At 41.8% G+C, this 23135-nt stretch carries 26 protein-coding genes and 1 riboswitch; of the genes, 15 read left to right on the top strand and 11 right to left on the bottom strand.

From position 1 onward, the window contains the following. Positions 1-102: 102 nt before the first annotated feature. Positions 103-501 (top strand): hypothetical protein, encoded by a 399-nt coding sequence (locus MHH26_RS16145; RefSeq protein ID WP_034660737.1) that lies wholly within the window; start codon positions 103-105, stop codon positions 499-501. A 314-nt stretch (positions 502-815) separates the two neighbouring features. Here MHH26_RS16145 and MHH26_RS16140 read toward each other — a convergent pair whose 3' ends face one another. Beyond that, positions 816-1907 (bottom strand): branched-chain amino acid aminotransferase, encoded by a 1092-nt coding sequence (locus MHH26_RS16140; RefSeq protein WP_003215056.1) that lies wholly within the window; start codon positions 1905-1907, stop codon positions 816-818. Between the two features lie 368 nt (positions 1908-2275). Here MHH26_RS16140 and MHH26_RS16135 point away from each other — a divergent pair, with 368 nt between their 5' ends. The 5 genes from MHH26_RS16135 (at position 2276) to MHH26_RS16115 (ending at position 8519) form a co-directional block, all read left to right on the top strand. After that, complete coding sequence (locus tag MHH26_RS16135; protein ID WP_340974055.1) at positions 2276-3703, top strand: right-handed parallel beta-helix repeat-containing protein; 1428 nt, start codon at positions 2276-2278, stop codon at positions 3701-3703. Between the two features lie 116 nt (positions 3704-3819). Further along, a riboswitch (SAM riboswitch) is annotated at positions 3820-3929 on the top strand. Positions 3930-4097: 168 nt separating this feature from the next. Beyond that, the gene (locus tag MHH26_RS16130; protein ID WP_106030659.1) at positions 4098-5216 is read left to right on the top strand and encodes a sugar ABC transporter substrate-binding protein; all 1119 of its coding nucleotides are present in this window, start codon (positions 4098-4100) and stop codon (positions 5214-5216) included. A gap of 69 nt (positions 5217-5285) precedes the next feature. Next, positions 5286-6782 carry a sugar ABC transporter ATP-binding protein gene (locus MHH26_RS16125; RefSeq protein WP_307500477.1) on the top strand — a complete coding sequence of 499 codons (1497 nt, stop codon included), beginning with the start codon at positions 5286-5288 and terminating at the stop codon, positions 6780-6782. After that, entirely contained in the window at positions 6779-7792 is a 1014-nt protein-coding gene (locus MHH26_RS16120; RefSeq protein ID WP_034660426.1) for an ABC transporter permease, read from the top strand. The genes MHH26_RS16125 and MHH26_RS16120 overlap by 4 nt, the downstream gene beginning before the upstream one ends. A 94-nt stretch (positions 7793-7886) precedes the next feature. Beyond that, positions 7887-8519: a GTP pyrophosphokinase gene (locus MHH26_RS16115; RefSeq protein WP_003215004.1), complete on the top strand. Its 633-nt coding sequence runs from the start codon at positions 7887-7889 to the stop codon at positions 8517-8519. A gap of 48 nt (positions 8520-8567) precedes the next feature. Here MHH26_RS16115 and MHH26_RS16110 read toward each other — a convergent pair whose 3' ends face one another. Both MHH26_RS16110 and MHH26_RS16105 read right to left on the bottom strand, forming a co-directional pair. Continuing rightward, positions 8568-8708: a hypothetical protein gene (locus MHH26_RS16110; RefSeq protein WP_186300445.1), complete on the bottom strand. Its 141-nt coding sequence runs from the start codon at positions 8706-8708 to the stop codon at positions 8568-8570. Between the two features lie 19 nt (positions 8709-8727). Next, positions 8728-9813, bottom strand: a complete 1086-nt coding sequence (locus MHH26_RS16105) for a Rap family tetratricopeptide repeat protein (RefSeq protein WP_334750567.1) — start codon at positions 9811-9813, stop codon at positions 8728-8730. A 528-nt stretch (positions 9814-10341) separates the two neighbouring features. Between MHH26_RS16105 and MHH26_RS16100 the strand changes: the two genes are divergently transcribed. The 3 genes from MHH26_RS16100 (at position 10342) to MHH26_RS16090 (ending at position 12545) form a co-directional block, all read left to right on the top strand. After that, positions 10342-11106 carry a transporter substrate-binding domain-containing protein gene (locus MHH26_RS16100; RefSeq protein WP_334750566.1) on the top strand — a complete coding sequence of 255 codons (765 nt, stop codon included), beginning with the start codon at positions 10342-10344 and terminating at the stop codon, positions 11104-11106. A gap of 69 nt (positions 11107-11175) precedes the next feature. Then, entirely contained in the window at positions 11176-11820 is a 645-nt protein-coding gene (locus MHH26_RS16095) for an amino acid ABC transporter permease (RefSeq protein WP_003215015.1), read from the top strand. Beyond that, positions 11817-12545 carry an amino acid ABC transporter ATP-binding protein gene (locus MHH26_RS16090; RefSeq protein WP_106038309.1) on the top strand — a complete coding sequence of 243 codons (729 nt, stop codon included), beginning with the start codon at positions 11817-11819 and terminating at the stop codon, positions 12543-12545. The genes MHH26_RS16095 and MHH26_RS16090 overlap by 4 nt, the downstream gene beginning before the upstream one ends. A gap of 114 nt (positions 12546-12659) precedes the next feature. Here MHH26_RS16090 and MHH26_RS16085 read toward each other — a convergent pair whose 3' ends face one another. Then, positions 12660-13043, bottom strand: coding sequence for a VOC family protein (locus tag MHH26_RS16085; RefSeq protein WP_034660421.1), 384 nt, complete (start codon positions 13041-13043; stop codon positions 12660-12662). Positions 13044-13161: 118 nt separating this feature from the next. Here MHH26_RS16085 and MHH26_RS16080 point away from each other — a divergent pair, with 118 nt between their 5' ends. Then, positions 13162-14343, top strand: a complete 1182-nt coding sequence (locus tag MHH26_RS16080) for a class I SAM-dependent rRNA methyltransferase (RefSeq protein WP_340974050.1) — start codon at positions 13162-13164, stop codon at positions 14341-14343. Between the two features lie 35 nt (positions 14344-14378). On the opposite strand, the gene MHH26_RS16075 is transcribed toward MHH26_RS16080, so the two are convergent. Both MHH26_RS16075 and MHH26_RS16070 read right to left on the bottom strand, forming a co-directional pair. Then, complete coding sequence (locus MHH26_RS16075; RefSeq protein ID WP_034660418.1) at positions 14379-15059, bottom strand: CidB/LrgB family autolysis modulator; 681 nt, start codon at positions 15057-15059, stop codon at positions 14379-14381. Beyond that, the gene (locus MHH26_RS16070; RefSeq protein WP_080869561.1) at positions 15053-15436 is read right to left on the bottom strand and encodes a CidA/LrgA family holin-like protein; all 384 of its coding nucleotides are present in this window, start codon (positions 15434-15436) and stop codon (positions 15053-15055) included. Before MHH26_RS16070 ends, MHH26_RS16075 begins: the two co-directional genes overlap by 7 nt. A gap of 165 nt (positions 15437-15601) precedes the next feature. Here MHH26_RS16070 and cidR point away from each other — a divergent pair, with 165 nt between their 5' ends. From cidR to MHH26_RS16050, 4 genes are all read left to right on the top strand, one after another. Continuing rightward, positions 15602-16489 carry a cidABC operon transcriptional activator CidR gene (cidR, locus tag MHH26_RS16065; protein ID WP_340974048.1) on the top strand — a complete coding sequence of 296 codons (888 nt, stop codon included), beginning with the start codon at positions 15602-15604 and terminating at the stop codon, positions 16487-16489. A gap of 17 nt (positions 16490-16506) precedes the next feature. Beyond that, entirely contained in the window at positions 16507-17331 is an 825-nt protein-coding gene (gene thiM / locus MHH26_RS16060) for a hydroxyethylthiazole kinase (protein ID WP_340974046.1), read from the top strand. After that, positions 17318-17986, top strand: a complete 669-nt coding sequence (gene thiE / locus MHH26_RS16055) for a thiamine phosphate synthase (RefSeq protein ID WP_340974045.1) — start codon at positions 17318-17320, stop codon at positions 17984-17986. Before thiM ends, thiE begins: the two co-directional genes overlap by 14 nt. 134 nt (positions 17987-18120) lie before the next feature. Then, a complete protein-coding gene (locus tag MHH26_RS16050; RefSeq protein WP_334750563.1) occupies positions 18121-18495 on the top strand; it encodes a nuclear transport factor 2 family protein in 375 nt (124 codons plus the stop codon). 26 nt (positions 18496-18521) lie between these two features. On the opposite strand, the gene MHH26_RS16045 is transcribed toward MHH26_RS16050, so the two are convergent. The 5 genes from MHH26_RS16045 to MHH26_RS16025 form a co-directional block, all read right to left on the bottom strand. Then, a complete protein-coding gene (locus MHH26_RS16045; RefSeq protein ID WP_034660414.1) occupies positions 18522-20063 on the bottom strand; it encodes a solute symporter family protein in 1542 nt (513 codons plus the stop codon). Beyond that, positions 20060-20374, bottom strand: a complete 315-nt coding sequence (locus tag MHH26_RS16040) for a DUF485 domain-containing protein (protein ID WP_034660734.1) — start codon at positions 20372-20374, stop codon at positions 20060-20062. The genes MHH26_RS16045 and MHH26_RS16040 overlap by 4 nt, the downstream gene beginning before the upstream one ends. Positions 20375-20481: 107 nt before the next feature. Continuing rightward, on the bottom strand, positions 20482-21153 hold the full coding sequence (locus MHH26_RS16035; RefSeq protein WP_034660733.1) for a glycosyltransferase family protein: 672 nt from the start codon (positions 21151-21153) through the stop codon (positions 20482-20484). Next, positions 21146-21835, bottom strand: coding sequence for a class I SAM-dependent methyltransferase (locus tag MHH26_RS16030; protein ID WP_066031560.1), 690 nt, complete (start codon positions 21833-21835; stop codon positions 21146-21148). Before MHH26_RS16030 ends, MHH26_RS16035 begins: the two co-directional genes overlap by 8 nt. Before the next feature lie 301 nt (positions 21836-22136). Further along, the gene (locus MHH26_RS16025; RefSeq protein ID WP_008345506.1) at positions 22137-22277 is read right to left on the bottom strand and encodes an anti-repressor SinI family protein; all 141 of its coding nucleotides are present in this window, start codon (positions 22275-22277) and stop codon (positions 22137-22139) included. A gap of 456 nt (positions 22278-22733) precedes the next feature. Here MHH26_RS16025 and MHH26_RS16020 point away from each other — a divergent pair, with 456 nt between their 5' ends. After that, a complete protein-coding gene (locus tag MHH26_RS16020) occupies positions 22734-23117 on the top strand; it encodes a GtrA family protein (RefSeq protein WP_012011676.1) in 384 nt (127 codons plus the stop codon). The last annotated feature ends 18 nt before the right edge of the window (positions 23118-23135 follow it).

Raw genomic sequence — 23135 nt, 5'->3', positions numbered from 1 at the left:
TATGGGGTCGTTTTTTATCATTGCCCCATATGGAAATTCGAGAAAGAAGTGTATGATAGAAAAAAACAGCATGTATGGCTTCAAAGAAAGGACTGTTTGAATATGGTTGCAATTGGTTTAATGCTTTACGGCTTTATCGTTCAACCACTGATGAGTTACGGCACAGTGGTCTTGTTTTTGTATGGCATCATTGCTTCATTTATTGGTCTTATTCGTCATAGACAGTATGTGTGGATTTATGTTCTCCGCCTGCTCGTTTGTTTTACCATTCCAGTGACCAACCTGTTGATGTATTTCGCAACGATTGGTGGAGATGAAAGAGACTTTGATTTCCAGCCCATGCCGCTTGTTTATTATCTTGTCTTTATCCTAGAAATCATCATCGTCTTTTTACCAGAGATCTTTTTACTGATCGAAAGAAAGCGGAGCATAAAAAGGAAACAGTGGATATATGCAGGGGCGATTGTGGGGGTATCGGTCTTGTTTTGGTGCACGATTTGATGGGCGGCTGACTGGACATCTGAGTCTATTTCGCCTTTTTGTTGTGTAGCCTCTTTCGTCTAACCTTTACAAAAGTAATGGAAAGAACAAGGATAAAAATCCCGAGAACCTTAAATAGAAACCGGGTGAGGAACGGTGAATCGTCGAAACCTGTAGCTATGATCATCGATCCGATGCAAATACCTAAGAACGCTAGTAGATAAGTAAAAAACATACCATCACTCCTTATACGTATGATTACCATTATAAGGTATATTGGAGGGGTAAATAAACAAAAAAAGAACCCTTCATGACTGAAAGGTTCTTTTACATGCTTATGCCTGCTTGACGACCGAGTCGACTTCTACTGTCCAGCCGAAGATATCTGGCTGTGTTCCTTTTTGAATACCGGTAATGGCCTCATACAATTTCTTCGATACTTCACCTGTTTGACCATCTTGAATCACATATGGCTGATCGTGATAAATTAATTCCCCGACAGGAGAGATGACGGCCGCCGTTCCAGTTCCAAAGATTTCTTCAAGCTCACCTGATTGATGTGCTTCAATTAACTCATCAATCGAAATTTTACGCTCTGTCACTGGAATACCCCAATGTTTTAACAGCTCAAGTACAGAGTTACGGGTGATGCCTTCTAAAATGCTGCCGTTCAATTCAGGCGTCACGATTTCTCCATTGATTTTAAAGAAGATATTCATACTCCCGACTTCTTCAATGTACTTTTTCTCGACTCCATCAAGCCAAAGAACCTGTGAAAAGCCTTTGGTTTCAGCGACTTGCTGTGCCTTGAGGCTTGAGGCGTAGTTTCCAGCTGTTTTGGCATTTCCTGTCCCGCCCTTAACGGCACGGACAAATTCGTTTTCAACTGCAATTTTGACCGGGTGGATGCCTTCTTTATAGTAAGATCCCACTGGAGATAAGATAATCAGCAGCTTATACGTGCTTGACGGCGCAACGCCTAAATACGGCTCAGTGGAAATAATGAATGGACGGATATACAAGGAAGTGCCCTCTGCATCAGGTACCCAATCCTTATCAATGCGAATGAGTTCATTTAAGCCCTCTAAAACCGTTTCTGTATCAATTTGCGGGATACACAGGCGGTCATTGGATCTGTTTAAGCGTTCCATGTTCTTTTCCGGACGGAATAAGAGAATTTTCTGATCCTCAGAAACATAAGCTTTTAAGCCTTCAAAAACAGATTGCCCATAATGGTAGACCATCGAAGCTGGGTCCATTGGAATGGCCTGATAAGGTATAATTCTGGGATCGTACCAGCCTTGATCAATGGAATAATCCATCACAAACATGTGATCTGTGAAGATTTTTCCGAATTCAAGTTGATCAGATTGAGGTTTTGGTTTTTTTGTTGAACTAAGTTCAACGCGGATGGGTTGTTTTGGCATCGTAAATCTCCTTGCTGTTTGATTATTTGAAAATTCTAATAATATGAAATAATTATGATTCTATTCTATACCTTCACAAAATATTAGCAATAGGTTTTCTGGAATTCAGATAAGAAAAATCTGTTAAAGCGCTTTCCTTCTCTCTGCCGTCAGTCTGCCTCATGTCACCCCTTTTTAATAAAGAAATAAAATCCAAATGCATTATTAACTGATTAATCTGACAATTTAAAAGCGGATGATTTTCCTGTAAGATATTCTTTCAACCATACACCTTTTGACTAGTACATTGCAAGGGGCATTCTCATATTTTAATCCCCTTTTTTTTAACCGATAAAGGAAGAAGAGAAGTGAAAGGAGCAAACAACAAGATGAAACGAGCGATACTAGGCATTTTACTTATTTTATTCATGACCGTGATCAGCTTCGGCTGTCAAGCGATGACAGAGGAGGCTGGCGCCAAGCAGGGAACTACCTATTACGTGGCGCCAAACGGAAACGACAAAAACCTGGGAACGAAGCAAAAACCTTTTCGCACGCTGAAAAAAGCGGCAAGTATGGCGAAAGCCGGGGCAACCATTTACATGAGAGGCGGCACATACAAAGAGAAATTGATTGTCCGCCATTCAGGTACAAAGAAAGCACCCGTTATCTTTCAAGCTTACGGAAAAGAAAAACCTGTCATTAGCGGGGCTTCTCTTAAGGGAAATCAAGCAGATGGCGGTCTTGTCACGATCGATCAAAAAAGCTACATCACCCTCAAAGGTCTGACGGTGGGACATCTCAAGACGAATAAGGAAGATGTGACACCAGTCGGTATTTTCATCAAAGGAAGCGGCAAAGGCGTCAAACTGCTCAACAACCGAGTGTATGACATTCAGACGACACACAAAAATGGGAATGCGCACGGTATTGCGGTCTATGGAACAAAAGCTCCTGCGGCCATTGAAGACATTGAAATCAAAGGAAACACTGTTGAAAAATTAAAGCTTGGCTTCAGTGAAGCGCTTGTGCTAAATGGGAACGTCAAAAAATTCCGTGTGACACATAACACGGTTCGCCACACAGATAATATAGGCATTGATTTAATTGGTTTTGAGAACGTAGCACCTTCTAAAAAGTACGATCAAGTCAGAAATGGTGTCGTATCTAAAAACAAAGTATATGAGATTACGAGTGCAGGGAATCCAGCCTATGGCAAAGACATCTCCGCTGGCGGAATTTATGTTGATGGCGGAAAGGACATTGTGATTGATCATAACATCACACATCACAATGACTTGGGGATTGAAGTCACAAGTGAACATAAAGGAAAAATGGCAGATCGCATTCGCATCGAACACAATCAAGTGTATTTGAACCGTTATACAGGTATTTCAATTGGCGGCTATGATAAAAAGCGAGGCGGAACAACAAATACGACGATCTCACATAATATTTTGTACAAAAATGACACAGCCGGCTTAGAAGGCGGTCAATTGTTGATGCAATATCAAGCGGTGAACAATCGAATCACGAATAATATTATGACAGCGAGTGCGTCGCATTACTTAGTCGTGAATCTTTATGGATTGAATCAAAAGAATACCTTCCAGAAGAACGTGTATGACGACCGAAAAGGTGCAAAGGCATCACAGTGGGTATGGCGCGGGAAATGGATGGAAGGCTACAAAACGTATCTCTTGAAAAGCGGCCAAGATAAAGGATCAGCACACCTCAATCCACAATTTGTGAATGAGAAAAAATATGACTTTCGCCTGAAGAAATCATCACCTGCTAAGAAAATCATCGGAAGTTAAGCATGTATGAACCACAAATGTATTGTTTTAAATTTTCAAAAAAATCATTGACATTGTTGTCACATCACATTAAGGTAAAGAAGACATTTTAACTAAAACAAAATTTCATAACGGATCTCTTATCAAGAGAGGCAGAGGGACTGGCCCTATGACGCCCGGCAACCGTTTCTACTATAGAAATTGGTGCTAATTCCTGCAAAGCTGTTACAGCTTTGACAGATAAGAGAGGAAGATTTCCCGATACATGTTTCATGCAACGGTGATCAAGCCTCTCTTTCCAGGAGAGGCTTTTTTCGTCTCTTTTTCAAATGAAAGAACAGTTTACTGGCGTTTTCCCACTGTTTTACCTAGTTTTCCGATGTGAAAAATAAAAACAACTTGAGGAGGAACAGCAATGAAGCGTAAGCATTTTACATCATGTCTTATATTATTAATGGTATTGACAATCCTATTAACGGGCTGCGGCACTGGATCAAGTGCAGGCTCAAAGGCAAATGCGAACGAAAAGGTCTCCTTTGACAATGTACCGAAGCGATTTGCAAAGGGACAGGGAGCAAAAATTAAAGTCATCCGTAAAATCGGAGGAGATGATCATACAGCGCAGTTTTTAGCTGGGACGAAGGCAGAAGGTGAAGCGCTTGGCTTTACGGTAGATGTCTACACCGCAAACGGGGATACAGCGAAATTCCATGATGCGATCTCTCAGGCGCTGGAAGAAAATTATGATGGCTTTATCATCTCTCATGGGGACGACGAGGCGACCGTCGCTGACGTGAAAAAGATCACAGCGAAGGGCATTCCAGTCGTAGCGTTTGATTCGAATCCTAAGCTGAAGGACATCAAAGGGGTCACAGTGACGTCTCAAGATGACGAACAATTAGCGAAAAAATCACTAGACGCACTCGTGTCTGATTTTAAAGGAAAAGCAAATATTGCATACCTCTGGGTAGATGGGTTCCCGCCAATGGTGAGACGAAACAAGGTCTATCAAGAAACGCTCAACCAACACAAAGGGATCAAGGAACTTGACCGCTTTGGCATTGCTTCCTCTGATACGTCTGTTCAAACGCAAAATGCAGTAGCAGCCATGCTGAATAAATATCCAAAGGGTAAACTTGACGCTATTTTTGCCACGTGGGATGCCTTTGCCATTGGCGCAGCAAGAGCGCTAAAGGAAGCAGGAAGAACAGAGGTGAAGATTTACGGGATTGATGTGTCAAATGCTGATCTTCAAGAAATGACAGCGAAAGAAAGTCCATGGAAGTACACAGCAGCGGTTGATCCGAAGCTCATCGGCGCTGTTGACGTGAGAATTCTTGCGAAGAAAATAGCGGGCGAGAAAACACCATCTTCCTATGACCTTGAGGCCTCTCTCATCTCGCAAAATCAGCTTCAACAAGCAGGAAAAGCCATCAATATGGTCAATCTTGCAGACGAAGTGAAGGGGTTCGGCTCATCGACTGCTTTTGAAGAAGATTGGATGAAGACCTTGAAGAAGCATTATACAAAATAAACGACGTGCACTCTCTTCCATAGAGGGTGTTTCGTTTTTCAGATGATGATCATGAGAAGGAGGACACCTATGACTTCACCGCTTGTTTGTATGAAACATATTTCGATTGAATTCCCAGGAGTAAAAGCGTTAGATCAAGTGAATTTTACATTAAAAAAAGGGACGGTTCATGCGCTGATTGGAGCGAATGGTGCTGGGAAGTCCACGTTAATGAAAGTTCTTTCTGGCGCTCATTCGCACTATGAAGGAAGCATCCATATCAATGGTCAGGCGGCATCCATTCAAACCCCAAAGGATGCGGCCTCATATGGTGTGCAGACGGTACATCAAGAAGTGGATACGGCGCTAGTTCCCTACTTAAGTGTTGGTGAGAATATGATGATGCATCAGATTGAGAAAAAAACATTTGTCGGCTGGAAAGAGCTGCACCGTAAGGCAGCTCAACTATTAAAAGAAATGGACATCGACATCTCCACAAAGCGCCTTGTGAGTGATCTGACCCTTGCAGAAAAACAGATGGTGCTCATTGCCAAGGCCGTTTCGATTAAATGCAGCATTTTAATCTTAGATGAACCAACGGCTCCTCTTAGTCATACAGAAACAAGCAAGTTATTCTCAATGATTGATCGGCTGAAACAGAATGGAACGGGCATTGTGTTTATCTCCCATCGCATGCCTGAAATTTTCACCATCTGTGATGAACTGACAGTGATGCGAAATGGAACCGATGTCGCAGCTCACCTCGTTCAAGATACAAATCCGCAGCAGATCATTGAAGAAATGCTAGGCGCGCCATTAGAGGAACAATTCCCGCTCCGTACACCTTTGAAGGATGCATCTATTGTGCTTGAAGTGAAGCAGCTAAACGACCAGCATAAATTACGCAACATTCATCTTCACGTGAAAAAGGGAGAAATTCTCGGAATTGCAGGCCTTGTCGGTGCTGGAAAAACGGAATTGTGTAAAGCCCTTTTCGGCGCCTCAGAAAAAAAGACGGGAACTGTGCAGCTTCATGGTCAAACCGTTCGCATCACATCGCCTCATCAAGCCGTGAGAGCTGGAATGGCCCTTGTGCCGGAAGAACGTAGAAAGGAAGGGGTTCTGACAGAAGAGAGCGTGGGATGGAACTTAACGGCTGCAAGTCTTCGTTCATTCTCACGGGTGTTCAGCTTCTTACATCGTTCGAAGGAAAAGCGGGAAGCAGACGTAATCGTCAAACGGCTTGGTGTCAAAACGCCTTCTCTTGAAGCAAAGGTGAAGCATCTATCCGGTGGAAATCAACAGAAGATTGCCATTGGAAAATGGCTGCTGGCTGAGGCGGATGTCTATCTCTTTGATGAACCAACAAAAGGCGTTGACGTTGGAGCGAAAAAAGATATTTTCACCCTGATTGCAGAGCTTGCCGCCCGCGGGAAATCTGTGATTTATGCGTCAAGTGAGCTGTCGGAGATTGCAGGTATCGCAGACCGAGTCTACGTGCTGTATGATGGCAGCATTGCCCGGGAAATGACTGCGCCAACGACTGAGGAAGAGCTTTTATATCATTCAACAGGAGGACAATCATGAGTGAACGACAAATTCCAGCCCCTGTGCAGCAAATGAAAAAACAGCGGCCATCCTTTCATCTATTTGATTTCTTTTATCGATATGGCACGATCTTAACCATTGTCGTATTGATTGTGGTATTTGCGGCAGCGAATCCAGCGTTTTTGCAATCAGGGAATATCATCAATATTTTACGGTCTATCTCCATTGTGACCATTATTGCGGTGGGCCTTACCATCTCATTGGCAGTAAACGGCTTTGATTTATCAGTCGGATCAGTCGCAACGTTATCGAATGCAATTGTTATTTCTATGTTCGTGTGGTTTTCGCAAAACCCGCTGATTGCGATCCTCTCTGCGCTAGCGGCTGCCCTTATTGTTGGTTTACTCAATGCCTTGATGATTGTCAAAATGAAAATTCCAGATATGCTCATGACATTAGCTATGATGTTTATCATTCAAGGACTGGCTCAAACGTATACGAAAGGGGCGACCATTTCTGAAAACATGGTGCTGCCTGACGGTACATTCTCAACGGGCACAATCCCCGCCTTTTTCAGCAAAATCGGCCAGGTGCCATATATCATTCTCTTAATGGCAGCCATTGTGCTATTTGCACATGTTTTCATGACCTACACAAAACACGGCCGATTCATGTACATCATTGGAGGGAATAAGGAAGCGGCTCGATTGTCCGGTATTCATGTAAACAAATATAAAATCGCAGCATATCTGCTCTCGGCTTTATTTGCAGCAATCGGTGGTATTGTGCTGGCATCAAGGGTGATGACAGCGGAAATAAATGCTGGCGCACCTTATTTAATGGATGGCGTAGCGGCAGCTTTTATCGGTTTTTCCGTCATGGGAGCAGGAAAGCCAAATGCATTTGGTACGTTTATTGGGGCTGTGCTCATCGGTATTTTGCAAAATGGACTTGTGATGATGTCTGTCCCTTATTACGCGATGGATATTGTGAAAGGCTCTGTACTCGCGCTTGCGCTTGCGTTAACGTATTACAAACAGCGAGGCTGACGACGTATTTTTTAAAACCTTTTGAGTCCTTTCTCCGTCTAGTAAACGGAAAGCGGTGCAGCCGCCGTTTCCCAAAAGGAGATGACAAAAAGAAATGAATATGTCAGCAACTCATGTAGAAGATTTGAAAAACGTCATGGAAGACTGGAAAAATGAATTATTAGTATATAAATTTGCATTAGATGAAATGGATACAAAGTTTTCAATTATCAGCCAGGAATATAATTTAATCCATGGACACAATCCAATAGAGCATACAAAATCACGAATCAAATCCTTTGAAAGCATTGTAAATAAATTAGCAAGAAAAGGATGCGACATCACAACACAATGTGCCAAGGAGTATATCCATGATATCGCAGGTGTCCGTATCATCTGCTCCTTTATTCAAGATATCTATAATATTATGGATGTATTGAGGCAAAGAGAGGATCTAAAAATCCTTGAAGTGAAGGATTACATTCAACATCCAAAACCAAATGGCTACAGAAGTCTTCATTTAATTGTGGAAATCCCTGTGTACTTAACGAATCGTGTGGAGCATGTGAAGGTTGAGATTCAGGTGCGGACCATAGCGATGGATTTTTGGGCGAGCCTTGAACATAAAATCTATTATAAACTGCAAAACGATGTCCCTCATCAGCTGACCGATGAATTGAAGGAAGCGGCAGATATCGCCCATTACTTAGATGAAAAAATGCAAAATATTAAACGAGAAATTGATTAGCGCATAGAAAAGAGCAGCTGTTATATTCACAGCTGCTCTTTTTCATTTTTAAGGGTTGGTGCCGCGGTCTCTCTTTTGAATGATATCTTGAGATTGTGCAGATTGGCTGTCTTTTTGGATTGAAGCGCCAATGGAAACACCTGTTATCAAGAGCGTCAAAATCGCACTTGTGATAAGCCATTTTTTCATCATACATCACTCCATATTCTTAACAAGTTTTTAAGGACAACGCCTTGTTCCAGAAATAAGTGGATTCTTCATGAAGTCCAAGATCCGTTAAGTAAGCAGCTGCATCCTGACAGATGGCTTCAAGATCGACAAGGAAATTCATAGATTCTAATTGATCACAATAAGGTTTGATTTGCTCCATCATGTTGTCTGGCTGAAGCATAAGTGTTTCTAAAATGGATAATTTAAGTGAAATGTTTCGTTGTTTTAAATTTTCTGCTTTTTGTAGTGAAAGCTGTACATAATAGTGGAACAAACCAGGCTTTTTCAGCTTGAATAGTGCTTTTGTATAGGCATACATGGCAAGTAAGTAGCCGCCTGGAGAAGACGTTTCAAATGTCTCGATCAATAAAGCTTTTTCTAGGAGCGGCACAGCTTCACTGTATTCATTTCTAAGACTTTTAATAAAAGCTGCATTGCAATACGCGTGACCAAGTAAATCTGGGTCTTCCATTTGTTCTAGTGAATGAATCACTTCTTCAAATAATGACTCTGCCTCATCATATTTCGATTGATCAGCATAATTCAAAGCGAGCATCATTTGACAGCTGATTGATTTTTTCACATAACATGGATCTGCGTCATAAATAGATGAAGCCATCTTTAAGTGGTGTATGGAGAGAAGCGTGGACCTTATATTATAGTAAAGACACCCTGTTTTATAATGAAATTCTGCTTTTTCAATGTCATCGTGCACGAGATCTAATTTATCCTCGGCCAATTTTAAAAGGTGAAATGCCGTATCCTGATTGCCTCTGCGCATTTCATACATCCCTTTAAAGAAATAGAAATAGTAACTGAGCATGTCATCTGTACGGATCGCATTTTCATCAACAAAAAGACTATGATCCAACGAAGCTGTATCTTCGATGAGATCCTTAAAACGGTACTCTAGCAATTGATAGTAAAGTAAGACGTCTTGATTCTCTTCCATTCGATCAAACGCTTGAAGAATCTCTTCTTTTAGCTGGATCGCGCCTTGTATTTCTCTTTTTTTCATCATGACATACCAGTCATTTAACATATTCGCTACATCAACGGACGACAAAACACCAGTTTCGGCCAATTTATATCCTCCTTTCTTCATCTATCCATCTAGTTCGATTTCCATTCATCTGAATTCACTTTCCATATTCAGTATCTTCTTATATTTTAAGCGCTCTCTTGCAATTTGTAAAACATGTTTTTTGATGTAAATTCAACCAGTTGTGAAAGAAATAGGGATCATCCACCTTTTTGTATGTGTTTACATATTTTTAGGTAAAAAGAGGGTTTTGGAAAAAATATATTACGATATCAATAGAGAGAAGAAGGTAATTCAAGAGTCTGTTTTCGTATGTTAGAAAAAACGGAGATTTTCAAGGTGATGTCTCGTTTTTTCGTAAGATTATCTCACATCATGATTGTGAATCACTCTTCTTTTAGAATAAAATGAGTTATTCGCAAAAAAGTAAAATTTAAAGAGACTATTGATCTAGTATTGTATGGATCTTTGGTATTGATAAAAAATATCACACGCTATAGATTTAGCGTGGTATAGTATTATTGGTATTGCGAATATTTAGACAAAACTGACAATAGGGGGTCGTGTTTTATGAAAAAATCGATGTTACTGATCATGGGACTCATTGTTGTGCTCGTCATGGCAGCCTGTGGATCAAAATCGGACAGCGGTTCGGGAGAAGGCAAAGGCACATATAAAATAGGGATAGATACAACATATCCGCCGTTTGAATTTGAAAAGGGCGGTAAATATGAAGGAATAGACGTTGATCTGATTAACGCAATCGCGAAAGACCAAGAGTTCAAAGTGAAACTTGAAGCTATGGACTTCTCAGGCATTATTCCAGCAATGCAGGCAGGCCAGCTTGATGTAGGAATGGGCGGGATGAGTATTACAGATGAACGTAAGAAGAAGGTAGATTTCTCAGATCCATACTTCGACGCTGGACTGACAGTTGTTGTGAAAAAGGACAGCAGCATTAAATCAATTGATGATTTAAAGGGGAAAAAGCTAGCTGTTAAAAATGGGACGACAGGTGCAAAATTTGCATCAGATAACGCAGATAAATATGGGTATGAAGTTGTTCAATTTAATGACAGCCCATCGATGTTCCAGGAAGTTTCAAACGGAAATGCAGATGCCTTAATTGAGGATTATCCTGTCATTACGTATGCAATCGCACAACAAGATTTAAAATTGAAAACAGTTGGAGACCGCTTGAATGGAGACCAGTATGGTATCTCTGTGATGAAGGGGAAAAACCAAGACCTATTGAAGAAGATCAATAAAGGTCTAGAGAACCTAAAGAAAAACGGTGAATATGACAAAATTATTGATAAATATTTGAAGTCATAACACAAGCGAGGCGCGCTCCGAGCGCGCTTTCTTTATGATGTGCCGTATGTGAATTAGGGAGGGAGAAACATGGACACGATTATTAATGCATTTCCATATTTAATGGATGGTTTGCAAACCACTTTATATATCTTTGTTGTTGCCATCATTTTAGGATTTATTATCGGTTTAATAGTGGCATTATTCCGTCTGTCACCTTTTAAAATCTTAAATTTCATCGCACTCGTCTTTGTCAATGCCATTCGAGGCACACCATTTATCGTTCAGCTATTCTTCATTTACTTTGGTTTGAATACACTTGAATTCATATCGCTTGATCGAGTGCCGGCAGGGATTATTACAGTAGCGATTAATGCAGGGGCTTATTTCTCAGAAATTATTCGTGCAGGAATTCAGTCCATTGATAAAGGACAAACAGAAGCTGCACGTTCCTTAGGTTTTACAGGGGGACAAAACATGCGCTTTATCGTCCTTCCGCAGGCATTCCGCCGCATGCTTCCAGCGATTACAAACCAAGCCATCATCAGCTTGAAGGACACGTCTCTCTTATCGATTATCGGAATCGCCGATATTATGCAGCGGGGACAAGTACAAGCATCGGCAACATTTGATCCTTTGAATGTCTGGCTCATTGTCGGTATCATTTATTTCGTGATCATTTATTTACTTTCTCTACTGGCTAGCTACGCAGAAAGGAGATTTGATATCAAATGAGTATGATTACGGTGAAAAATTTAAAGAAATCCTTTGGCGATCACGAAGTGTTAAAGGACATTAATGCAGTCATCGAGGAAAAGGAAGTAGTGTGTGTGATTGGTCCTTCTGGATCAGGCAAAAGCACGTTTCTAAGATGTCTCAATAAATTAGAAGATATTACGGCTGGCGAAGTCGTTGTCCATGGACATACGATTACAGATCCAAAGGTGAATATCAATAAAGTACGACAAGAAGTGGGGATGGTGTTTCAGCACTTTAATTTATTTCCTCATAAAACCGTTTTAGAAAACATCACGATCGCACCGATGAAGGTAAAAGGCGCCGACAAGAAGGCGGCAGTCGATAAAGCAATAGACCTGCTTGAAAAGGTCGGCTTAAAAGACAAAGCCAAAAGCTACCCTAACCAATTATCTGGTGGACAAAAACAGCGTGTCGCCATTGCAAGAGCCTTGGCAATGGACCCGAAAGTGTTATTATTCGATGAACCGACATCTGCTCTTGACCCTGAAGTCGTCGGGGATGTATTAGCAGTTATGAAACAATTAGCCGTCGAAGGCATGACAATGATTGTGGTCACACATGAAATGGGCTTTGCGAGAGAGGTAGGAGACCGCGTGATCTTTATGGATGGCGGATATATTGTCGAAGAAGACAAACCGGAGGCTCTCTTTGGAAACCCGCAGCATGAGCGGACAAAATCATTTCTTAGTAAGGTGTTATAAAAAAAGAGTAAGGGCATATGGATGGATGCTCTTACTCTTTTTCTTTTATGGAGCCTAAGAAATATCGCAGTTTATATGATGATAAAGGTAACCGGCCCCATTTCCTAGGAAATATTAGCGCTGGAAGAATTCGATCCATTCTTGGTCTGGGCCTCTGAAAAAGAAGTAGCAGTATCCATTTGGTAACGTCGTAATTTCTTCATCAATTAATTCAATTTGCAGCTTTTGAATACGATTGAATTCAGCATGAATATTGTCTGTTGTAAAGGCAAGATGGTGAACCTTTCCTTCGGATGGCAGGTCGCTGCTGTACCCTTGGATGAGCTCAATTTCCGTTTCTGTCTCATCTTTAAAGCCGAGAAATGCAAGTTCAATGACTCCGTTTGTATGAGTGATGCGATCCTTTAATTTCATGCCCACGACCTTTTCATAAAAATCAATGGACTGATCAATATTTGTGACCATAATACCTGTATGATCTAATCGTAATGTCGTCAAAAAAAGAGCCTCCTCTATGGTGTGTTGATATTTTTCTCCTCATCTTATCATAATAGAAGTAACGTATACATTCATATGATAGGATAGAGAGAGTCAATTTAGGATAAGGATGACACAAATGAAAAAAATCTCATTAAAACAAACATTTGCAGAACAAGTGAAAAAGGGATATCCGCTCATTTCCAAAGATGCTGTATCTCATGTAAGCGGTGTGAAAGAAGGCGAGCTGATTGAATGGGTGGATGAGCGAGGCGCCTTTTTAGGAAAAGGATATTATGGTGTACAAAATAAAGGAATCGGCTGGGTACTCACATTTGATGCCAACGAAAAAATAGACCAAGCCTTTTTTGTCTCCAAGCTTGAGCAGGCAGCGAAAAGCAGAACGCATTTATTTCGTGATGCGCAGACGACTGCTTTCCGTGTGTTCAACGGAGAGGGAGATGGCATTGGCGGCTTCACGATTGATCATTATGACGGTTTCTATCTCATCCAATGGTATAGCGAAGGAGTTTATACATTCAAGGCGGAAGTATTGGCTGCACTTGAGCACGTATATCCAGACTATAAAGGCATTTATGAAAAGAAACGATTTGATACGTCTGGACAGTATATAGAAGATGATGATTTTGTGAAGGGAGAGAAAGGTGAATTTCCTCTCATCGTGAAAGAAAATGGCATGAACGTAGCGGTTTACTTAAATGATGGTGCGATGACAGGCATTTTTCTTGATCAACGTCATGTGAGAAAAGCGATTCGAGATCGTTATGCAAAAGGAAAGACCGTGCTTAATACATTTTCTTACACAGGCGCTTTCTCCGTGGCAGCAGCGCTTGGCGGAGCGAGCCGGACGACAAGTGTAGATGTCGCAAACCGCAGTTTGAAAAAAACAGCTGAACAGTTTGAAATCAACGATATAGATGTGGACGGGCAGGATATGAAAGTCATGGACGTCTTTAAATATTTTCCGTTTGCAGCGAAAAAAGGATGGACTTATGATCTTGTCATCTTAGACCCGCCATCCTTTGCACGCACGAAAAAGCACACATTCAGTGCGGCGAAGGATTATAAGAAGCTATTAAAAGAAGCCATCCAAATCACAGCTGAGAACGGCGTCATTGTGGCATCAACGAATAGCAGTGCATTTGGTATGAAGAAATTAAAAGGATTTATTGCGCAGGCCTTTAAAGAAACAGGGCAAACCTATCGTATCCTTGAAGAATATACACTTCCTGAGGATTTCCGTACAACGAAGAATTATCCTGAAGGAAATTATTTAAAGGTTGTCTTTATCCAAGCATAAGAAAAAGCCATTTTCCGATAAAGGAAATGGCTTTTTTATAAGGCAAACGACATGAGGAGAGGCGCTGCACATAATGTAATAATAGCTGAAAGAATCATCGACACACTTGAGATCGTCCCTGAGACGGAGCTCATTTCAAATGCCTTCGATGTTCCTGCCCCGTGTGCACCTGTTCCAAGCAGGACGCCCATGGCAATGTCATTATCAATACGGAAATAACGAATGACCATTGGACCGATGATTGACCCAAACAGTGCGGTTAAAATGACGAATACAGCCGTAACGGACGGCATGCCGCCAATCATTTCTGACACACTCATCGCCACTGGTGTTGTGACCGACCTTGGGACAAGACTTTCAATAAGTCCTGTATCCAAATGAAACAACTTGGCGATAAATGCTGTTGATAGGATCGCAATGACAGAACCGCAAGCCACATTCAAAATAATTTCCACTGCATGCTTCTTCAGAATGTGAAAATACTTATATAAAGGAATGGCAAAAGCAACAGTCGCAGGCTGAAGCATATTCGTGAGCCATTTACCGCCTTGATTGTATGCATCGTAAGGAATGTTGACGATTAACAGCAAGACGACAAGGACAAGCGGCGTCACAAGTAATGGGGAGACATAGACCTTCGGATGCCGTTTATACACCGCTTTTGATCCGAGATATAAAAGAACCGTTAAGATCAGAAATAGTGCGCCAACTAACATAGCTTTTTTCGCTCCTTTCTTTTTGCAATCATTTGCGTCATGATACCAGTCGAGAGCATGACGACAAAGGTACTAAGTAAGACGACAAGTACAATACTTGTGCCAGATTGAGAAAGCAATGTTCCATAATCAATGACACCAACTGCTGACGGGATAAAGAATAGCAGCAGTTCTCCAAGCAGCCATACGGCGCCAAGTTCAATCCATTTTAATTGAATAATTTTAAAATGAAGTAATAAGAAAATGACCAGAATGCCTAAAATCGTGCCCGGAATTCTTAAATGCAAAAAGGCCGCGAGCACATTCATCAATTTCGCAAAAACAAACAAAGCCATAATCTGAAGGACAGCGATCAGCGGCGTTTTGAGCAATCTCACTTTCTGTTCACTCCTTTTTCTATATAAATTGTTCACTGTTTCACAAAAACATGACAACGTTCCAATTGATTAGCTTACTTTAAAGTGTACAGCACGTTCAGTTATAGGTAAAATACATATATCGAATAGTTAGTATTCCTTTTGTCTATAGGAAGGGTGAGTCATGTGGACATTAGACATTTAACATATTTCTTAGAAGTGGCGAGGTTAAAAAGCTTCACAAAAGCATCACAATCTCTTTATGTGTCGCAGCCTACCATTTCCAAGATGGTCAAAAATCTCGAGGATGAGCTGGGGGTGCAGTTGTTTTATCGAAATGGCCGGCAGGTTGAAATGACAGATGCTGGACAAACGATGTATACACAGGCGAGTGAAATCACACAATCATTTCAGAATTTAACGAGCGAGCTAAATGATTTAATGAATGTCAAAAAAGGACATATTCGCATCGGGCTGCCGCCGATGATTGGATCGAGTTTTTTCCCGAATGTCATGGGAGAATTCCGCCAACAGTATCCAGATGTCACATTTCAATTGGTGGAGCACGGCTCTATTAAAGTAGAGGAAGGGGTCGAAGATGGTTCGTTAGATATTGGTGTCATTGTTCTGCCTGCAAATGATAAAATTTTTCATACGTACACCATTATTAAAGAAGACATGAAGCTCGTGACGCATCCATTACATCCGATGGCAGGTCGTGATAAGGTTGATTTAGCTGATTTAAAGGAAGAGTCCTTTATTTTCTTTCGGGAAGACTTTGTTTTGCATAGCCGGATATTGAATGAATGTATGAATGCGGGCTTCCGGCCCAATGTCATTTATGAAACGTCTCAATGGGATTTCATTAGTGAGATGGTAGCCGAGAACTTGGGAATTGGTCTTCTGCCTGAGCGGATCTGCCGTGATCTTGATCCTGAAAAGGTGAAAGTCATTTCCTTAAACACGTCGATCCCGTGGCATTTAGGAGTCATTTGGCGAAAGGATCGCTATTTGTCGTTTGCGGCAAGAGAATGGTTAAAGCATACTAAATCCTATGTGTGGGGAGCAGAGTAAAAGGGAGGACGATACGGATGAAAACAAGCTGCGTGTCTCATTTATTGGAGAGGGTTCGAGCGGAAAATCCACTCGTTCATAATATTACCAATCAAGTCGTGACGAATTTTACAGCGAATGGTCTGCTTGCTTTAGGCGCTTCGCCAGTCATGGCAAATGCCAAAGAAGAAGTGGCTGAAATGGCGCAGTTGGCGGATGCACTTGTGCTCAATATCGGCACATTGACAAAGGACACGGTGGAGGCCATGGTTCTGGCTGGACAAGCTGCCAATGAAAATGGTGTACCTGTTCTATTAGATCCTGTCGGCGTCGGTGCGACAACGTTTCGAACGAAAGCGGCAAAACAGCTGTTAGAGCAAGTGAACATGACCGTTGTCAGAGGAAATGCTGCAGAAATGGCTCATTTACTTGGAGTAGATGGCTGGGAGTCAAAAGGCGTTGATGCGAAAGCAGCAAACGGAGATGTATCGGCACTAGCCAAACAAGCGGCAAGGACACTTCAGACCGTTGTGGTGATCACAGGAAAAGTCGATGTGGTGTCAGATGGAGAGGACGTGTTGTCTATTCATAATGGACATGAATGGCTCACCAAGGTGACGGGAACCGGCTGTTTACTGACGTCTGTCATCGGGGCATTTTGTGCAGCAGGTGAACGGCCGCTTCATGCGTCGGCAGCTGCACTACTGTTTTATGGTGTCGCAGCTGAAAGGGCAGCTCAGTACACAAAGGATAAAGGACCAGGAACTTTTCAAATGGAATTGTTAAATGCACTCTCACAAACAAATGGCGATGATGTGTTGACATTGGGGAGAATAGGGGGAATTTCACATGACAAAGGCTGATCAACAGCAAATCAAACAGCAATTATCGGTTTATTTTATTATGGGAACAGCGAATACAAGCAGACCGCCGCTTGATGTCGTAAAAGAAGCCATTCAAGGCGGAATCACCATGTTTCAATTTCGAGAAAAGGGCGAGGGAGCCTTGCAAGGAGGAGAGAAGAAACAATTGGCTCGTCAACTTCAAGTGCTTTGCCAAAAAGCAAATGTTCCTTTTATTGTGAATGATGATGTACAGCTGGCGATAGACCTTGATGCAGATGGCGTTCATGTTGGACAGGAAGACACAAATGCAGAAGACGTCAGACAACGGATCGGGAATAAAATATTAGGTGTGTCTACGCATAACCTAGATGAAGTGAAACAAGCCATGAAGGACGGCGCAGATTATGTCGGCATGGGCCCAGTTTATCCAACAGAAACGAAAAAGGATACACGCAGTGTCCAAGGAGTATCTTTGATCACTGAAGTACGTCGTCATGGTCTTCATATTCCAATTGTTGGCATCGGGGGTATCACATACGACAATGCTGCACCAGTCATCCAAGCAGGGGCAGATGGTATTAGCATCATTAGCGCCATTAGCCAGAGCGCTGATCCAAAAAAAGCAGCAGAAAAATTGAAAGCACTTGTTGCATCAGAAAAAGCATCTCTTTAACCTGTAGGAGACATGGATTGACTCAATTCATGTCTTTTCTGATTTCAGGGAAAATAGACAGGTGAGAAACAATTGTGTACAATTAAATTGTTCGATTATTTTCGAAATGACAGGTAAATAAAGGAGAATGAATAATGGAAGTGCTCGATACGTATTTTCGCCGATACGATGAAGCGGGAAAAGGGCAGGAGCAAATGAATGAATTGCTAGCATTGTTTTCTGACGATGTCATGATTGTCTTAAATGGTGCCGAGAAGCCTGGTATTCAAGCGTTTACACAGTTTTTAAACACATTTTTCCACGTGCATGAAGACATCAAGCATATGTGGGATGGATGGAAAAAAAGAGAAGACGGAAAGTATGAAACGAACTGGGCTGTTTGCGGGAAACTTTCGGATGGCCGTGTCTATACAGCAGAAGGAATTGACATTGCAGAACTGGACGACAAAGGAAAGATCATTTATTTAGAAAACGTTCCGAAAAATCCAGAGTTATTTCAGCGCTATTAAAAAGCCGGCTCACTGCCGGCTTTTCCTTATGAATCAGTATCCATATGCATGCCTGTATGTGCCTTTACTTGAATTTCCGTAAAGGTGTCTTCATCTGCTTTTTCAGAGGAGAATATCGTGCCTAAGTAAGCGGCAAGGAATCCGAGTGGGATCGAGATAATTCCAGGGTTCGACAGCGGGATGAGCGGGTCTCCTGTAAAGATGGCGGCTCCCGATGGGTCCCAGACGCTTGGGCTGAGCGAGACGATGATCAGTGCGCTCAGCAGTCCTACTAAGCTCCCTGCAATGGCACCCGTAGAATTAAATCGTTTCCAAAAGACAGTGAAGATAATCAATGGTAAATTTGCACTTGCTGCCACGGCGAAGGCAAGTGACACAAGAAAAGCGACGTTTAAGGATTGGGCAAATAATGCAAGAATGATGGAAAGAATGGCCACGCCGATGGAAGCAAAGCGTGCCGCCTTCACCTGTTCCCGTTCACTCGCTTTCCCTTTGCGGATGATCTGACTATAAAAGTCATGGGCAAAGGCAGACGCTGCGGATAAGACGAGACCAGTTACCACTGCCAAAATGGTCGCAAAGGCAATAGCGGAAACAAAGGCAAATAATAAATCACCTCCAAGGGCTTGTGCGAGCAGAGGAGCGGCCATATTTCCTGCTGCATCTGCTGCTGTGATCGCTTCTGTTCCAACAAAGGCAGCAGCACCGAAGCCAAGGAAAACCGTCATTAAATAAAAAATACCGATGATCCACGTAGCGGATAGAACAGATTTACGCGCAGAAATGGCATCCTTTACCGTATAAAACCGAATCAAAATGTGCGGCAAACCTGCTGTCCCAAGCACTAAAGCAAGGTTCAAAGACAGGGTCTCTAAAGGCACATCATATTTATTTCCCGGGTGAAGAAATGCCCCACCAAGCGGGGTCGCTGTTTTCATCTCCTCAAACATCTTCAGCAGACTAAAATCAAACTTTGCAAATACAAGCAGTGAAATAATCAGGGTCCCAAGCATGAGAAGCACAGCCTTTGTGATCTGTACCCAGCTGGTAGCGATCATGCCGCCAAACACTACATAAATGGTCATCAAGACACCTACGACCAGCACAGCAATCCAGTAATCAATGCCAAGAAGCAGTTTGATTAATGCACCTGCCCCAACAAGCTGTGCAATCATATAAAAAGTAGAGACTGTGATTGTGTTAAACGCGGCAACCCCTCGAATGGCAGGACGCTTAAATCGTGCAGCAATCATATCGGCCATCGTATATTTCCCTAGATTTCGAAGCGGTTCGGCCACAACGTAAAGAACGACAAGATACGCCACTAGAAAGCCAATGCTATAGAAAAATCCGTCAAATCCATTTAACGCGATCATTCCAGCGATCCCTAAAAATGATGCGGCAGACATATAGTCCCCGGCGATGGCAAGGCCGTTCTGAAACCCAGTCAAACCTCCGCCTGCCGTGTAAAAATCGCTCGCATTGCTCGTTTTTTTCGCAGCAAAATATGTGATGACCAATGTGAGCCCTACGATCGCTATGAATAAAATAAAAGCGGTCATGCTCATTCGTCATCACCTCTTGATTCAGTTTTTAAAGCGCTTACATATTTGTCGAACTGAGCTGCTTTCCTCGCATAAAGTCCACATAATACCCAGGTCATGACAAATTGTGTGAGGGCGAATAACCAAGCCCATGAGATCGCGCCAATTGCCGGCGTGTTCAAAAAGGTGAAGTAGGATGTAGCAACCGGAAGTGAAAAGTAAAAGAGAAAAAAGAAAATCGTCATCGGTACGATAAATCTGCGTTTTTCCTCGAGAAGTTTTCGAAAATCCTCTGAAGCGGCAACCTTCTTATAATGAACTTTTTTGTCTGCCATTGTTTCCTCCTTTGTACGAATTAGGGACAAGGTACTCCAATGCATATGAGACGATCTGGTTGTTTATGACAGTATATCATAAAAAAGGCACCCGAAAAGGGTGCTTTCTACCGATAATTCGCAAGAAATGTTTGTCTCGCCTTTTCATATGTTTCTGCATCAAAATGATCTCCGCATTTGTGGATACACCAAGGCTCTTCTTGCCTCGCAATTCCAACCTCATAGCCCTGCTGGACGAATTCAAAGGACTGCGAAACATCATAAAAATGAAAGCCATCAAAGAGATCCTCACGCCACTTCACATCATACTGCGTCGCCATGAAAAGACCATCAATCGCCGAAGCGTTGATATAATCTTGTGTTTCCGCCTGTTGTTGACGACCTCTTTCAAACGAAAGCAGCTGATAGGTGTCGTGACGATATTCAATGACTTTCCCCCTGCAATGAGAACTCTCCCACCAAATCCCATTGTCAGGCACGCTTTCTGCACCTATGACCCCAACCATCCCAAGTGATGGATGCTGTAAAAAAAGCGGGATCAACTCAAGCAGCATATGCTGTTTGACAATCAATGTATCTTGATGAAGATAAATTTTAAACTGAGCTGGATGGGTGATCGCTTCATTATAAGCAGAGGTCATACTGGATGCATGTCTAATCGGCAAAACCTCTACATGATATCCATGGGGAGCAGGAAGTGAAGCGAGCTGCCGAAAGCAAGCCTGAAACATGGACTCATCATTTACACATAAAACAAACAGGATGGTGGGGTTACTCATGAAGCTGAACCGCCTCAACCACATACTGATAGGCGGTAGCGGCCTCGTGAAAATCTGAACGAATGCCATGCTTCATGAGTAATTCATGTAAATCACTCATCACGCTTGCATAGGAAGGATGCTGTACGCGAATGGTTTCGAGTTCGCGAATACGAAAGCCTGCTGAATGAAAGAGTGCATGAATTTCATGAAGGGTGAAGAAACGTAAATGTGTTTGATCCATTAATCCTGCATCTGTATAAGTGAATCTGCCGGCTAGTAATTCTAAAACTGTTGATATGTGACCGATATTCGGAATGGATGACAGGATGGCTCCTTCTTTTTTAAGGAAGGGTTTGACCTTCTTTAAAACGGCCCACGGATCCAATAAATGTTCAAGGACATCTCCGAAAATGATGCAGTCAAAGTGTTCATGTTCGTAAGGGAGAGTCATCTGTTCAATATTTCCGCATAGAACATGATCTAGCTCTTGCTCAGCCTCTTTTGCTGCATCCTCAAACGATTCAATTCCATAAATGGTCCGGCCCTTTTGTTTCAGGACTTTTCCAAGTTTGCCTGTGCCGCATCCGATATCCAATAAAGACGTCCATTCCTCACGAATACGGCTGACAATGACCGGGTTCAAGCCATGATAATACTGATCCTTTTTTTGGTGATAATAGGAAAGGGAATCTGAACTCACGCTCTACCCACCTTTCTGCTTTCTCATTGTTTTCATGCTTAATATATGGGTGGGGAGCTTGGTTTTATAACGTGAGAATGACAATTTTCATGAATAGCGGCTATAAAGGGATCATATAAAGAACGGGAAACGGACTGTCCTCCTAATATAGAAAGACAGAACCCCATGAGTGGAAGGGATTGGTATGAAGGGGTGTTCAATTACTGTAGCGTATCGTCATGAAAGGATTTTCAAAAGGTCAATTGACAAGTCAGAACTTTTAGCCAAAGCAGTCTGAAAGACAAAGGATAACGGCGTTGATTTACGGTTTGTTTATCATCTTCTGATCACCGTTGGATGTTAAAAAAGCTTGTATTTCTTCGATGCCTAGTCCAATTTTTTTCGCTTCCTGAATCAAATAAACCCACTCTTCGTCAACTCTTCTTTTCACTTGCGTATCCATAATATCCTCCAGTTCAATAAGACATATTCATCTGCAACCAATGACTTGAACAAACCGTCTAGTAACTGTACGTGTGGATGAAAACAGCGCAAAATAGATTTTGTCGAAAAATGATGACATTTAACCTATTTTGTAAAATCTATCACCTACCACGTTCCTAAAAAAATGACTAAAAAACCCATAAATATTGATTTCTTACTTCTAATAATAAACAATTGTAAAGTCAGTTAAAAGATTATAAATTAAAATAATGAAAAAGACCTAAATCATTTGGCTTATATAAACCGATTAGGTTGACATTTGCCATCAAGTAGAACAAATTTCATCTGTGCAGGACGTACATATTGTTCGTTTGGGAAGTTCTTCTCAAGATGGTATTCTAAAAGAAACAGAAACCACCAAGAAGGAATGAAGAAAGACATGTATAGCCTTTTTCAAAAGTATCAAGAAGTTGTCATGTATCTTGTGATGGGTGTGTGTACAACCATTGTCAACATAGTCAGCTTCTACTTATTCGTTGAGATGTTTTCCATGGATTATAAAACAGCTACAGTTGTTTCATGGGTATTTGCTGTTCTCTTTGCTTATATCACCAATAAGAAGTATGTCTTCAAGCAAAAGGCTCGTGATACGAAAAGCCTTATGCGTGAGCTTTCTTCATTTTTTAGTGTTCGTCTCATGTCTCTAGGTGTAGATCTGGGGCTGATGATTTTATTTGTGAGCCAAATGGCGCTCAATGAAACCGTCGCAAAAATTCTTGTCAACTTTGTGATTGTGGTCGTGAATTATGTCGCCAGTAAATGGTTCGTCTTCAAGAAAACAAAAGAAGATGCGATTTAACACATGAAAAAAGATAGG

The sequence above is a fragment of the Bacillus sp. FSL K6-2839 genome (assembly GCF_038003365.1).
Classification (GTDB): Bacteria; Bacillota; Bacilli; order Bacillales; family Bacillaceae; genus Bacillus.
Note: the sequence above shows the minus strand (reverse complement) of the source record. Positions and strands in the feature narration are given on the sequence as shown.

Bases quoted from the DNA above. Each gene is read 5' to 3' on its own strand.
- MHH26_RS16130 (WP_106030659.1), top strand. From the start codon at position 4,098: ATGAAGCGTAAGCATTTTACATCATGTCTTATATTATTAATGGTATTG.
- MHH26_RS16115 (WP_003215004.1), top strand. From the start codon at position 7,887: ATGAATATGTCAGCAACTCATGTAGAAGATTTGAAAAACGTCATGGAA.
- MHH26_RS16090 (WP_106038309.1), top strand. From the start codon at position 11,817: ATGAGTATGATTACGGTGAAAAATTTAAAGAAATCCTTTGGCGATCAC.
- MHH26_RS16075 (WP_034660418.1), bottom strand. From the start codon at position 15,059: ATGTTAGTTGGCGCACTATTTCTGATCTTAACGGTTCTTTTATATCTC.
- MHH26_RS16120 (WP_034660426.1), top strand. From the start codon at position 6,779: ATGAGTGAACGACAAATTCCAGCCCCTGTGCAGCAAATGAAAAAACAG.
- thiM (WP_340974046.1), top strand. From the start codon at position 16,507: ATGAAAACAAGCTGCGTGTCTCATTTATTGGAGAGGGTTCGAGCGGAA.
- MHH26_RS16135 (WP_340974055.1), top strand. From the start codon at position 2,276: ATGAAACGAGCGATACTAGGCATTTTACTTATTTTATTCATGACCGTG.
- MHH26_RS16125 (WP_307500477.1), top strand. From the start codon at position 5,286: ATGACTTCACCGCTTGTTTGTATGAAACATATTTCGATTGAATTCCCA.
- MHH26_RS16145 (WP_034660737.1), top strand. From the start codon at position 103: ATGGTTGCAATTGGTTTAATGCTTTACGGCTTTATCGTTCAACCACTG.
- MHH26_RS16140 (WP_003215056.1), bottom strand. From the start codon at position 1,907: ATGCCAAAACAACCCATCCGCGTTGAACTTAGTTCAACAAAAAAACCA.
- MHH26_RS16045 (WP_034660414.1), bottom strand. From the start codon at position 20,063: ATGAGCATGACCGCTTTTATTTTATTCATAGCGATCGTAGGGCTCACA.
- thiE (WP_340974045.1), top strand. From the start codon at position 17,318: ATGACAAAGGCTGATCAACAGCAAATCAAACAGCAATTATCGGTTTAT.
- MHH26_RS16025 (WP_008345506.1), bottom strand. From the start codon at position 22,277: ATGGATACGCAAGTGAAAAGAAGAGTTGACGAAGAGTGGGTTTATTTG.
- MHH26_RS16100 (WP_334750566.1), top strand. From the start codon at position 10,342: ATGAAAAAATCGATGTTACTGATCATGGGACTCATTGTTGTGCTCGTC.
- MHH26_RS16080 (WP_340974050.1), top strand. From the start codon at position 13,162: ATGAAAAAAATCTCATTAAAACAAACATTTGCAGAACAAGTGAAAAAG.
- MHH26_RS16050 (WP_334750563.1), top strand. From the start codon at position 18,121: ATGGAAGTGCTCGATACGTATTTTCGCCGATACGATGAAGCGGGAAAA.
- MHH26_RS16020 (WP_012011676.1), top strand. From the start codon at position 22,734: ATGTATCTTGTGATGGGTGTGTGTACAACCATTGTCAACATAGTCAGC.
- MHH26_RS16095 (WP_003215015.1), top strand. From the start codon at position 11,176: ATGGACACGATTATTAATGCATTTCCATATTTAATGGATGGTTTGCAA.
- MHH26_RS16110 (WP_186300445.1), bottom strand. From the start codon at position 8,708: ATGAAAAAATGGCTTATCACAAGTGCGATTTTGACGCTCTTGATAACA.
- MHH26_RS16040 (WP_034660734.1), bottom strand. From the start codon at position 20,374: ATGGCAGACAAAAAAGTTCATTATAAGAAGGTTGCCGCTTCAGAGGAT.
- MHH26_RS16035 (WP_034660733.1), bottom strand. From the start codon at position 21,153: ATGAGTAACCCCACCATCCTGTTTGTTTTATGTGTAAATGATGAGTCC.